This is a genomic window from Enterococcus sp. DIV0170, assembly GCF_051710765.1.
Lineage (GTDB): Bacteria > Bacillota > Bacilli > Lactobacillales > Enterococcaceae > Enterococcus_A > Enterococcus_A raffinosus.
This window is the reverse complement of sequence record NZ_JBIOLG010000001.1, coordinates 1,167,953-1,180,701: the sequence shown is the minus strand read 5'-3', so window position 1 is coordinate 1,180,701 and position 12,749 is coordinate 1,167,953. Positions and strand designations below refer to the sequence as shown.

The window sequence follows — 12,749 nt, the reverse complement described above, 5'->3', positions numbered from 1 at the left end:
TCTCACTGAAACAAGCTCGTCACAGTGGCTATATTTTCCATATTCAATTGCTTTTTCTTTAAATCAGCTGGATTTAAATAAAAAGCGCGATTCTCTTGATCTGTTCTTGCACTGAAAATATAATTTACCTTCTGATCAGAAGCTTGATAATCCATATTTTCATGAATGATTTGGTTATTTGGTGATTCACCGACAAGATGTAATGGCGCTGGCGCACCTATACTGTCTAAATAATAAATTTTACATTGTCCATTCGCTTGTTTTTGCAGCTCGTCCAAACCTTTAGTGCCATAGCTGCCTTCATCTAAAAAAGCATAGGCAATATTTTTCTGTTTATTTTCCGCAATCATCTTCAGCATCGTCAATATCGACGACGTATTGCGAACCAATGTTTTTCGATTAGACAATCCCTTTGTTATTTTTCCTAACAAAGCAAAGTAGCCTGCGTAAATCGCCATAATCACGAAAGTGCTGAGTGCGTTCCATTGAAAAGAATTTGGTGCAAAACGCATATAGACCAACGTACCAATGATTCCAAAAAGAATTGCGGCTATTGAGCTTAGCAAAATAAACTTGGTCGTCTTCTGCGCTTGGTCTTTCCGATCAAACAACTGATACGAACCAAAACTTTCAGGAGGAGTATCATAGAAGGTGCAAATGATGCGATCCGCTTGTTTGATATTGCCAACATAAACATTTCGAGCCGCGTATTTTTTTTGTTGATCGTATTCAATAACACGAACATCTTTCCGCATTTTAGCGATATCCGTTACCAATGCCGCAAGAAATCTTTTTTTACTTTTTTCAGTCCGCCGCAATCGATAAACGTATTGGTATCGAAATAACCAATCCTTGAACCCCTCTGTTTGCTCCATCTATGCTCTCTCCTGTTCTTTCAGTCAAAAAATTCTACAAACCGAATTGTTTTAGTACATCTTTTAAACTGGATTTTGGTGCAGCTGGTGTTGCTTGGAAATAAATATCTTCGACACCATAATTTTCATTCATATCTTTTAATCGTTCTGCATCTTCTTTGTTTAGATAAACAGATTTCGTCACGAGTAAATCTTTCTCAGGATCTTTTTGTGCAATCCCGCCAATATTTAATTCTTTCATTGGCACACCGTGTTTTACTAAATCGTAAATTACACTGACTGTTTTTGTGATCAAAATACAGTTGTATTCTTTAAAATTGAATTCATCCCAGTAAAATTTCGCTTTTTCCGGAGTAATCACGATGGTCTTCTGTCCTGTGCGGCTGCCAGCATTTTTATATAGATCACGCATAAATTTATCCTTCGCCACTACTTCGTCCACTACGAAAATTGAATTCACTCCACTTTTTTGTGATAAGGTCATCATTACTTGTCCGTGGATCAACCGTTCATCCACTCGAGCTAGATTAATTACGCCCATTTCATACACATCCTTTTCAAATTATAAGATTCCGATTCCAGCTAGAACAATTAAAATCAAGGTTAGCCAGAGCAATGCTTGTGTTACTTTTAACCCTTTTTTCGTGTAGAACCAATACACACCCATTACAACAGCTAATGGCAAAATACCAGGTACGATTTGATCGAGAATCTCTTGAATAACAAACTTCCGTCCAGAAATAGCGAACTTCAAGGTGGATTCAACTTTTACATAATTCCCGGCCAAAATTCCCATCATGAACAAACCTAATACGGACAACGCTTCGATCGCTGTTTGAACACCTGTACTTTGCATTAGGCCTGTCGCATTTCGACCCATAGTAAAGGATTGTTTCGCAAAGAAGACCCCTAACGCCGCTTGATACAAAGCGAAGAAAACAAATGGGAACAAGGCGCCTAAGGCACTACCTTGTTGTGCCCAAGGAACGGCAATCGCGATGAAAATATATTGAACGGTCCCTGAGTCGATCGCATCACCGATTCCGGCTAACGCTCCCATCAAACCAGCTTTCGTGTTGTACATTAAGTCATCTTGCATCAGAATTTCTTTTTTCTCGTATTCTTCTTGAGCGCGCTGCTGCTCCATGGATGACATTAACCCTGTAATCACGCCGCCACCCCAGCTTAGCTGTGTGTTGAAAAATAGTAGCTGGCGTTTATAAGCGGCCTTTAAAGCATCGTCGTCTTTATATAGCTTTTTCAAGATTGGCATCATGGCATACAATAATGATGGTGCCAAATAGCGTTCGAATGAATGAGGAATCTCATTTGCGAAATGCCATCTCAGATAAGCTTTCGTAACATCTTTACTGGTAATCTCTTCAGGTGCTAAGCTTTTATTTTCTGCTTGATTGGTTGATACTTCAGTCATGTTTTTTCCCTCCTAGTAATAAATTAGAACCCGTCATCGTAATCGTCGTCATCATCAAAGGATGCTGTAGAACTTTGCCCTGCCGATTCGGCTGCGGGTGCCGCACCTTTGCCTTTTTGTGATTGTACGAAGATTAGCGCGATCAAGACCCCAAAAATTGCGTAAGTTACCATCGTGATTTCAAGGGACTTCAACACAACACTCATGAAATAAGCAAGGAAGAAAAAGACCATGTAATCTTTTCGGCCAATAACATAAACCGTTGTCGCGATTCCGATCGCCGCCAAGCCGCCACCAACTACTTCAAGAATATGGATGACTACTGTTCCTTCCAACGCATTGATGACATCCGCAATAATTGGTGCACCTAAATAAAGAGCAATAAATACTAATGGAACGAACAAAATAAAGGACGCCAACGTTGGGTATAAAATAATCGAGCGTTTGATTGCTTTCGCATTTAAGTCTTCTACCGCCTTATCTGTATACTTCCCTAAGAACGTATTAATGAAGAAACGGAACTGATACAAATAACTCCCCAACAGTCCAACGGGTACGGCAACGGCAATCGCCGCTTCTGGTTTTAAATTCCCTAATAACGCTACTGGAACCGCGATAGCAGCAGCGATGGATGGTTCTGCCGGCATTGATCCGCCAGGTGAGAAAACCCCCATATAAATCATTTGCAAAGCGGCCGTCACGATCATGGCTTGTGCCACATCTCCCATGATAATCCCGACGATCAAACCGGTCATTAAAGGTGAGAAACGCAAGGTTAGCGTTGCTCCGCCTCCTAGCCACCTAGACATTACCGCAGCGACCCACAAAGCGATTAGTAAACTCTGCATTACACTTAAAGTATCCATAATTTCCTCCTCATTCGTAATTAAATCCTGTATTCAACTTGTTAATCACTCTCTTCAATAGAAAGAAGGAGCAATTACTTTTTTTCTAAATAGTTCTCTAACTCATTCATTGATTCCTTCAAGAGCTCTTTTGTAATTGGGATCGGAAGCAGGTGGACCTTTTCCTTTGAATCAATAAATGCAACAATCTGATCGATAACTGCTTCATCTTCTGGAAAGAGCTGCATCTGCTTTAATGACATCGGCAATCCCAATTCTTGATAGAAAGGCAGCAGCGCATCAATTTGTTCCCATTTCTTTTCCACAGCTAGCTGGTAGAAAATGCCATAGGCAACTTTTTCTCCATGTAAGAAATCGTGACTGTTTGGCAAATACTTGCTCATACCATCATGCATCGCATGGGCGATCGCGTTCCTTGCATATTTATCTCCTAAGCCGCCAACTAGTCCGGCAACAGCAAAGACAATTTCAGATAGATGAACAAATTCTTCTGATACTATGCCAGCTTGCATATCTTTGATCGCTTTCGCTGAATTGTTTAGAATTGCTTCTTTACAAAGTGCCGCTGTATACCCAGCCAACTGAAGAAAGGGTTCATTTTTTAAATGATCCTGCTGCAGGATCGCTTCTGATTCATACCATTTCGCGATTGTATCCACTAAGCCTGCAACAAAATAATTCACTGGCGCATCAATAACTAACGCTGGATCAGTGATAAAAAAGGAGGCCTGACGTAAAAAATGTTCACTCTTTCCTTCAGATTCCCCACTTTCTTTGTACATCACCGATAAAGGCGTCCATGGTGCACAATTACTGGCAAGTGTTGGGATCACGCCAAAATTTACATTCACTCTATGTGCCGCGTAGCCGACAAGATCTGCCAGCTTTCCACCGCCAACGCCAATAATAAAATCAATTTGATTGATTTTTACTGCTTTTTCAATTTGTTCGGCACCATAATAACTGCACTCTCCGGTGTATCGTAAAAAGGAAAAATTATAGGCTTCCTCATCTAAGAAACTCAGAAACGGCTTCGCTTTCTCAAAAGAAACTTGACCATGAACAATTAGCACATTTTTAGCTGAGAACTCCTGTAAAAGCATTGGCACAAAATCAATAGCACCAACGTTGTACCGATAAAACTGCGGTCCTACTTTTACCTTTAAATCAGTTAACACATTTGCTCACCTTCCTAACTGACTACCTTACTTTCTGCTTGGACCGATCGTTCCGGAATTTTGCCAGCGACGACATCTTCAACATCTCTCAGACATTTCGCCCCCATTTCCTGTAGACACTCCATCGTATAGGCGGAGGTATGAGGCGTCATGACCACATTGCTAAAGGCCAGATAGGGATGATCGCTGCGGCCTGGTTCTTCTTCTAAAACGTCGGTGGCTAATCCCGCGATTTTCCCTGATTTTAAAGCGCTGACAATTGCTTCTTCATCAAGTAAAGCGCCGCGAGCACTGTTCGAGAGATAAACATTGCCCTTCATCTGGGCAATTTCTTCAGTGGAAATCATATGATAGTTCTCTTCATTAAGGCTGGCACAAAGACAAATAATGTCTGCTTCCTTCAGCAATTCGGGAAGGTCTACTTTTTTTGCCCCATAGCTTTCAATATGCAGCGCTGACTTGTAGGGATCATAGGCTAAAACGTGACAGCGAAAGCCATTCCTTAAAGTCTCCACAACACAGCTGCCTGTATTTCCGACACCGATAACGCCGACAGTTTTATTAAAGAGGGTGCGGCCGACAAAATTAGCACGATCTTCCCAACTATCATTTTTCACACTGATATCCGCTTCAACAGTCTTTCTTAAAAGTGCTAACAGGTTCGTAATATTATTTTCTGCAACGGCATCCCGTTCAACTAAAGCTGGAATAATCGAAACTAATGTGCCGTGTTCTCGTGCGGCTTCAATATCAATATTGTTGTACCCAATGCCGTGTCTCGTAATTAAAATAAGTTCATCCTTATAGTCAAAAAATTCTTGCGTAAAAAATGGAGTGACACTTGCAATAATGATATTGTAGCCCGCCAACAGCTCTGCCAATTCTCGTCCACCAATTTCGCCATCTACTGTAAATGAACGAACCTCACCGATCTTTTCCAATCGTTCCAATTGATCGTGAAAAATTTTGCCGAAACTACTTGAATTTACAATCGCTATTTTGTATTTTCCCATCCTTAAAGCTCCTTTTTGTCTTGTTTGACTCTTCCTGACAAATCATTTCTACCTCATTCATTGATGCTTTTCTATCCAACTCCCTTTCATAGACTATTCAAAGTCAAGCGTCCTACGGAAACCGATTTCTGATAACGCATTCAACCTTATGCCTTTATTATACAAAAAAATATTTTTTTGTAAACAGAAAAAATAAAAAATATTTTTGTTGATTTTTTTTTCGTTTCCTAGTATCTTATGAATAACTACTTATGAGATAAAGGAGGATTGCCTATGTCTAGCCCTATTCACTTACAAATTAAATCCATGTACAACGATTTTAGTCCGAAAGAACAAGCGATTGCCGATTACATACTTGAAAACCCAAGTAAGGTTAGCCACAGCTCTATTAGTGATCTTGCAGCTGAACTGGGGATTGCTGACTCCACTTTTTTTCAATTCACCAAAAAATTAGGCTTTAACGGCTTTAAGGATTTCAAGATGGCGCTATTGAAACAAGAAAATGATCTTACCGCGATTACGATTCACGAAAATGTACAAAAAGATGATTCGGAATTAGTAATGGCGCAGAAAGTTTTCGATTCAAATATGTCAACTTTGGTCGATACAAAGAAACTATTGAAGGAACAAGACCTAAAACGAGCGGTAAAAATGATCTCAGATTCAAGGCGTCTTTATTTCTTTGGCGTGGGAGGCTCTGAAATCGTGGCGACCGATGCCTATCATAAATTTTTGCGTTCTCCTATTCCAGTCGGTCATAGTACCGACTATCATCTTCAATTAATGGAGGCTTCCTTACTTACAGAGGAAGATTGCGCATTGTTTATCTCCCATTCTGGAAAATCGAAAGAAACTATTCATATCGCTGAAGCAGCTAAGAAAAATGGCGCGAAGGTTATCGTAATGACAAGTCAGGCCCACTCACCTTTGGCAAAATTAGGCGATGTCGTGTTTATTTCGATCTCTGAAGAAATTGAATTTCGCTCTGAAGCATTGGCTTCTCGAATCGCTCAATTAAGCATCATTGATTCTCTCTATGTGATTTTGATGTTCCACAATCGTGAGAATGCACAAAATACCATCACTAAAGTTCGAACAGTCATCCAAAGTCTAAAAGAAAATAAAAGCGAATAAAGAAACAAAAAAAGCGCCGCAACTTAGTTAGCGTGTTCTAACTAAGTTGTGGCGCTTTTTCAATTTATCCCCATTGCTTAATCCCTTATGATTCAAACTGAAAATCTAACTAATCACTCCATTGAATGAGAACTTCAGCTATTATACATCACTTCTTATTATTAAAGTATTTCTCCATCGCGGTATTTGTAGCGTACCCGCTTTTGCAATATAAGCATGAATCCCTGTATTATTGGACCTAATAAAATAATAGCAAATAGCGTTCCGATTCCAACTGAACTTTTTAATAAAAGTCCTCCTGCGACAATCACGAAATCCAACAATATCCGTCCCTTTTGCAAGGATACCCCTAGTAACTCACAGGTACAAAACATCATACCTTCCAAAGGTCCCGATCCTAGATTCCCAGATAAATAAATTGCGGTCCCTAAGGCCATCACAACAAAACCTAAAAAAGAAGCGACAAGACTATCCTGCAAAAGAACAATCCCTTCAAGAAAAGGAGCTGCTCGGCTAATCGTTTCCCCTACCAGCAGCGTGTTAATGATACTGCCAATGCCCAACATACTCCGTTTGTAGAAAAAAGTAATGAGTAAAAAAACTAAACTAATTAATTGGCTCCAGCGTCCAAATGGAAGGGGCGAATAATTCATAAGACCTAAAATCAAGGTACTGACTGAATCAAATCCTTGATTGGCGATCACGATAATTTCTATGCCGACGCCCATTAAGATCGTTCCCGTAAAAACTAAACCGAGCCGATTGAATACTTGCTTATTCATCAGCATCCACCATGGTTTTCAAACGGAGAATAAATTCTTCATAGTCCTCACTCATACTTAGCTGCTTCGTATTGATTGGTTCTGAAACAATCTCAATAAATTTTTCAAAAAAGTCATTGAACTCATTGGCTTCCTCCTTGTTGATGGCAATATAAGCAATAAGCTTAATGGACTGATCCGCCCATACTAGCGGGTCCTGTAACGTCATAATTGCCACACCACTTCTTTCAGCCTCCAATTCTACTGAATGGGGCACCGCGATCCCTGAAGGAAAGCTCGTAGGAGACATGCGTTCACGTTTTTCCACTCTTTCAAAGAACGCAGCATCTACAAAGCCATTCTCTAACATTCGTTGATTCATCTGCTTCCGAATTTCGATTGGCTTTAATCCAGCGGGATCGATTTGATTGAAATATAATTCTGGTAAAATAAACTTTTCAATTGATTGATACATCCGTCGTTTTTCTCGCTGTGATTTTAGCGAATCCATTCGTTTTTCAATTTTTTTAATATCTTTAGTCGTCAAAAAAGGATGAATGAAAACAGAGCCAGCAAATTTAGAAGCTATTTCCCGATCTGTCGTCAGTAGCAAATCATACTCTTTAGAAAAATGTTTACCTCTTTCTGTCACTAAAACATGGACTGTTTCACCAAAATGCTCTTTGAGCTGTTTGCTAAGATTGCTCGCGAGATCATGGTAGTTATTCACGATTAATTGAATGGTCACTTGATTTTGAAAGTGCTTTTGTGTCTCAAGGAACGAGCCAATATGTAACGCAATGAAGGAAATTTCGTCATCATTGAACCATATATCTAAACGATCTTGAATCAAAGAAGAAATATAGACTGCTAAATCATAAATTAATGGATAAGCCGTTTTTAAATCTAAAAGACTGCTATTACGGGTAAAGGTTTCGTAATGTGAACGATAATAGAGACTTTGTAAATGAATGGCTAATTTGTTGAAAAACTCTTCATCATGCAGTTCGACAAGATAGGTACGCTCTACTTCTGCTAACACATCCTGTAGCGCAACAATAATCTTCTGATCAACAAAACTAGAAAGCTGTTGATTGTCTTGTTTTGTCAGCGTTTCATTTTGCATCCCAATAAATAATAAAGACAATTGCTCTAATTCAGCTTGAGAGAAATGAATGTCGTACTGCTGTGCCAACTGATCGCTGATCTCCTCTGCGATCAGAAATTCTGGATGATGCTGTATCTGTGGATTAGCCAGACACTTCTTCAAGCTATGTCCCTGTCGGATACGTTCGATGCTAATTGCAAAATGCAGGACAATATTGTTCAAAGAGTATTGATTGATTTGAATCGAGTGTGTAGACAAAACTGCTTGAATCGTTTGTTGAAGATTGTCTAATGAGATGTAGCCGATCATTTGCTGAATACTGGCCTTCAGCTTTTCCTGCAGATCGCTTTCATTGTACAAAAGTGAGATAAGATAGCGCCTTTTTGCACGTTCAGGTCCCGTTAGCTTGATAAAATCTTGTTCAAAAACGATTTGGATCGCATCATTAGTTATTTCTTTTTTTAGTTGCTGAATATCATTTTTCAATGTTGACTCAGAAACGAACAGTTTTTCCGCTAACTCATAAAAATCAACACCTTCTGAAGAATGCTTTAGCAGCTCCAAAAAAATACGAGATTTTCGATCTTCGAGTCCCTTTGTTTGTATTTTTGCTTCTGGGTTTAACTGGTAACCCAAATGACTCGTCAAAATGAGCGCCTGATTGTTCTGGTTGATCCGAGCAACCCGATTGCGAATCGTACGAGTCGTACAATTACTAAATGATGCCAGTTCGTCAGAGGTTACCCAACGTTTTTTCTTCGTCAAGTAGTCAACCAGCTCCTTTTCTTTTTTCGTCAGCACAGGAACACCTCCATTCAAAGAAAAGTTGATCCAAAAGATCAACTTTTCAATTGGTTATAATGTTTCGCCATTTGATGCAATCACTTGTTTGTACCACTCGAAGCTGTCTTTTTTAATTCTCTGGCCAGACCCTTTGCCTTCATTGTCCAAATCAACGTAAATGAACCCGTAACGTTTCTCCATTTGCGCAGAAGAACAACTGATAATGTCGATGGGTCCCCAAGCACAATAGGCGATGACATCAACGCCATCATACATCGCGCGCTTCATCTGAGCGATGTGTTCAGACAGATAAGAAATTCGATAATCATCGTGTACTTGACCATCTACTAATTCATCATACATACCAAAACCATTTTCAGCGATAATGATTGATTTGTGGTAGCGATCCCAATATTGCGACAATGAATTATACAAGCCTTGGGGATCGACCGCCCATCCCCATGGATTGGCTTTTAAATTAGGGTTGGGTGTCACGGATGAAGGACTCATGGTATTTTTAGAGGCGTCCACCATTTGTGAATAGTAATAAGAAAGCCCTAAATAATCCATTGGATGATCTTTTAATAATTGCTTATCCTCATCTGTAATCTCTAAATGAATATTGTTTTCAGCAAAATAATTTAGAGCATACTGCGGGTAAGCACCTTGAAACTGAACATCTGTATAAAAGTATTGCATACGATTGCGACGTAAAGCTAAATTCACATCATCTGGGTCACAAGAATAAGGATACGCCGTACAATCAGCCATCATCGTTCCGATCTGCATATCAGGATTAATCGTTTTAGCGTAAGCTGCTAATTTCGCACAGGCTACGAACTGGTGATGAACGGCCTGGAAACTTGCCTCTTCATAATTATCGACGGTATCGTAGGGAATTGCTGTTGAATTAAAGGGCTCGAACTGGATTAGATTGACTTGGTTGATGACGATCCAATAGTTCACTTTGGCTTGATAACGTTCTAAAACGACTTTTCCATATTTAACAAACAAATCGATCACTTTGCGATTGTTCCATCCGCCATACTTCAAAGTAATCTCAACAGGTGTTTCATAATGCAAAATAGTAATGATCGGTTCCATTCCCAGTTCAATAATTTTGTCAATCAGACGATCATAATAAGCTAGTCCTTCTTCGTTTGGCTCCTCTTCCTCACCGGTCGGAAAAATTCGTGTCCAATCGATGGATGTTCGGAACGTTTTAAAGCCCATCTCACTAAGTAATTCCAAGTCTGACTCATACGTATGATAGAAGTCAATCCCATGACGTTTTGGATAGTAGCCCTCTGTGTCCGCCAGATTCGCTTGGACATCCGCCAATGACATTCCCTTATGCTGTTCTTCGGCAATCTCGGCATTGCTTTTATCTGGATAATACTTGTGCAAGTCGGCTAAACTGATGCCTTTTCCAGCTACTTTGTAGGCACCTTCTGCTTGATTCGCCGCGATTGCTCCACCCCATAAAAAATTCTTAGGCATTCGATAATTTTTCAATGAAATTCCTCCTCGTATCTCTGTAGCATTAACCAGTCAAAGGCTCTCTGACTGGCTAAGCGTACCTGCTATTTTTGGTCAAAAGCTTCGAATAAGCGAATCAAATGTTCGCCGATTAAAATCTCGCTTTGTGCAGTCATTAATGTATCTTGCGCATGGCAAAATAAGGTAGAATAGCGAATTTGTTCGCCGGATGCCTCTAGCTGCAACGTATCCGTTTGCAATCCATGTGCGATCACTATTTCTTTACGTGCCGCTGCTACTTCTTCTTTTGCTTGAGTAAAATCCTTCGCCTCTAAGCTTTCTAACGAATGAACCAAGTGATCTCGTGCACTGCCGGCGTGAACTAAGATGTTCATAGACAGCTGGTTCAACTGGTCATTCTCCTCTAAAAATTTCGTCTCTTCCATAGGTGTCCTCCTGCTGATGACTAATCGTGCATCTTTTTTTAATGTACAGCTTCAGCTTCTTCCAAAGCCTCTTGTGCTTCTTGTTTAACTAATGAATTATCGTAGGCCTTAAAGAATGGCAAAAAGACCAGCCAAGTAATAACGAAAATCACTGCACAAACAATGATCGCTCGCCAATCCTGTGTTGCTAAGTAGGAAGTGAATGGATACGGCATATACCATAACAAGAAGGTACTAGATGGTACGTTGACCAAGCCCACTGACATTGTTACGTAGGCGATTGTTGGAACAATAATACTGTTGATCCACATCGGGACCATCAGGTATGGATTAAAGGCGATCGGTGCACCAAAAACTAACGGTTCATTGATATTAAAGATCGAAGGGATAATTACCGCTTTTCCAATCGCCTTCAATTGCGCAGACTTACTTAACAACAGCATCATCACAGATAATGCTAATGTCGTTCCAATTCCACCCATTGAAGAAAAGGCATAACAGGTTTCCTGTGTTGCGATGTTTAAGGCCTGTCCGCCATTCGCTACCGCTTCAGCATTTGCTGCTAGTCCAGACATATAGACTGGATAGACGACTGGCATCATAACCCAGCCAGAAATTCCGAAGGTATACAGAAATACTGGGATAAAGACCGATAACACAAAGCCTGGGTACGATTGGACAATGCTCGCTAACGGACTAAAGACCAATAAAACCACATCGAAGAAATCGATTTTGAATTGGAAAGTGATTAACCAGCCGACAAGCAAAATGAACGTAATCGGCAGTAAACTATTGAACCAGCCCACCACGAAGTCTGGAATTGGGGTGTCTTCATCGAAGAAAGAATATTTTACTGCAAAATTCATAACAAACCCGACAAATAAGCCAGTGATCATGGAAAGAAACATTCCAGTGGCACCGAATCGAGAAAGAATGAACACTGCTTCTCCATCGGCTGTCATCGTGGGGAACAAAAGCATCATGAATAATACCAATGAAGCTGCGCCAGAAATCAATTTTTGTCCGCCATAACCTTTTTTCTCCATTAGGTAATAAGGAATCAAAAAGGCCACGACTAATGCGTACATTCCAAAAGAGAAATTACTGATCATCGAAAAATCCGGCATGCAGCTAAAAATGTTTTTTAGTAATGAAACGACTGTTACCAATGAACCGACGAAAACAAGTGGTAAGGCTACCATAATCGAATCCTGAATGGCTGAAATCCAAGGATTCTTCACTACCTTATTTACTTTCGGTGCAAAAGAATTCGTCATAAAATTCATGATTTTATCCATCAGCTAACCCTCCATTTTCAAGATTAAGTCCAGAGCTTTCTCTCCGTTTAGTGTTCCATAGACAGCCTGCGGAATCACCGCCGCTTGGACATTTTTGTCCTTTGTTTGTTCTTGGAGATCCTTCAGCATATAGGACAGATGCGGACCAATCAGCAAGTAATCGATTTCATTAATACGATCATCTAACTGCGATTCACTTGCTGCCTTAACTGTTACCTCTACCTTTCTTTTTTTTGCTGCTTTTCTGATCGCCGCTGCCATAAACCCGCTAGAAGCACCTGATCCGCATATTAACAAGATGTTTTTCATTTCCTTCACCACTTTCATTTATTTACATGCTCATTATAGGAAAATTAAATCTACTTCGACAAACTTA

At 40.0% G+C, this 12,749-nt stretch carries 13 protein-coding genes; 1 reads left to right on the top strand and 12 read right to left on the bottom strand.

Annotation, left to right across the window (positions count from 1 at the left end):
* Positions 1-2: 2 nt before the first annotated feature.
* The 6 genes from IGI50_RS05655 to IGI50_RS05630 all read right to left on the bottom strand — a co-directional run bounded on the left by IGI50_RS05655 (position 3) and on the right by IGI50_RS05630 (position 5,364).
* Positions 3-875: a hypothetical protein gene (locus IGI50_RS05655; RefSeq protein ID WP_438776422.1), complete on the bottom strand. Its 873-nt coding sequence runs from the start codon at positions 873-875 to the stop codon at positions 3-5.
* A gap of 34 nt (positions 876-909) precedes the next feature.
* A complete protein-coding gene (locus tag IGI50_RS05650; RefSeq protein ID WP_010744448.1) occupies positions 910-1,416 on the bottom strand; it encodes a PTS system mannose/fructose/N-acetylgalactosamine-transporter subunit IIB in 507 nt (168 codons plus the stop codon).
* A 21-nt stretch (positions 1,417-1,437) separates the two neighbouring features.
* Entirely contained in the window at positions 1,438-2,307 is an 870-nt protein-coding gene (locus tag IGI50_RS05645) for a PTS system mannose/fructose/sorbose family transporter subunit IID (RefSeq protein WP_010744447.1), read from the bottom strand.
* A gap of 23 nt (positions 2,308-2,330) precedes the next feature.
* Positions 2,331-3,173 (bottom strand): PTS mannose/fructose/sorbose/N-acetylgalactosamine transporter subunit IIC, encoded by an 843-nt coding sequence (locus IGI50_RS05640; RefSeq protein ID WP_438776421.1) that lies wholly within the window; start codon positions 3,171-3,173, stop codon positions 2,331-2,333.
* Positions 3,174-3,247: 74 nt separating this feature from the next.
* Entirely contained in the window at positions 3,248-4,351 is a 1,104-nt protein-coding gene (locus IGI50_RS05635; protein ID WP_438776420.1) for an iron-containing alcohol dehydrogenase family protein, read from the bottom strand.
* 14 nt (positions 4,352-4,365) lie between these two features.
* The gene (locus IGI50_RS05630; protein WP_218257039.1) at positions 4,366-5,364 is read right to left on the bottom strand and encodes a D-isomer specific 2-hydroxyacid dehydrogenase family protein; all 999 of its coding nucleotides are present in this window, start codon (positions 5,362-5,364) and stop codon (positions 4,366-4,368) included.
* A 273-nt stretch (positions 5,365-5,637) separates the two neighbouring features.
* Between IGI50_RS05630 and IGI50_RS05625 the strand changes: the two genes are divergently transcribed.
* Entirely contained in the window at positions 5,638-6,498 is an 861-nt protein-coding gene (locus tag IGI50_RS05625; protein ID WP_218257038.1) for a MurR/RpiR family transcriptional regulator, read from the top strand.
* Between the two features lie 161 nt (positions 6,499-6,659).
* On the opposite strand, the gene IGI50_RS05620 is transcribed toward IGI50_RS05625, so the two are convergent.
* From IGI50_RS05620 to IGI50_RS05595, 6 genes are all read right to left on the bottom strand, one after another.
* The gene (locus IGI50_RS05620) at positions 6,660-7,280 is read right to left on the bottom strand and encodes a YczE/YyaS/YitT family protein (protein ID WP_438776419.1); all 621 of its coding nucleotides are present in this window, start codon (positions 7,278-7,280) and stop codon (positions 6,660-6,662) included.
* Entirely contained in the window at positions 7,273-9,168 is a 1,896-nt protein-coding gene (locus IGI50_RS05615; RefSeq protein ID WP_218257036.1) for a BglG family transcription antiterminator, read from the bottom strand. Before IGI50_RS05615 ends, IGI50_RS05620 begins: the two co-directional genes overlap by 8 nt.
* Positions 9,169-9,222: 54 nt before the next feature.
* Positions 9,223-10,650, bottom strand: a complete 1,428-nt coding sequence (locus tag IGI50_RS05610; RefSeq protein WP_438777570.1) for a glycoside hydrolase family 1 protein — start codon at positions 10,648-10,650, stop codon at positions 9,223-9,225.
* An 83-nt stretch (positions 10,651-10,733) separates the two neighbouring features.
* The gene (locus tag IGI50_RS05605) at positions 10,734-11,075 is read right to left on the bottom strand and encodes a PTS lactose/cellobiose transporter subunit IIA (RefSeq protein WP_010744438.1); all 342 of its coding nucleotides are present in this window, start codon (positions 11,073-11,075) and stop codon (positions 10,734-10,736) included.
* A gap of 38 nt (positions 11,076-11,113) precedes the next feature.
* The gene (locus tag IGI50_RS05600) at positions 11,114-12,373 is read right to left on the bottom strand and encodes a PTS sugar transporter subunit IIC (RefSeq protein WP_438776418.1); all 1,260 of its coding nucleotides are present in this window, start codon (positions 12,371-12,373) and stop codon (positions 11,114-11,116) included.
* A 3-nt stretch (positions 12,374-12,376) separates the two neighbouring features.
* A complete protein-coding gene (locus tag IGI50_RS05595) occupies positions 12,377-12,682 on the bottom strand; it encodes a PTS sugar transporter subunit IIB (RefSeq protein WP_028021270.1) in 306 nt (101 codons plus the stop codon).
* Positions 12,683-12,749 lie beyond the last annotated feature (67 nt).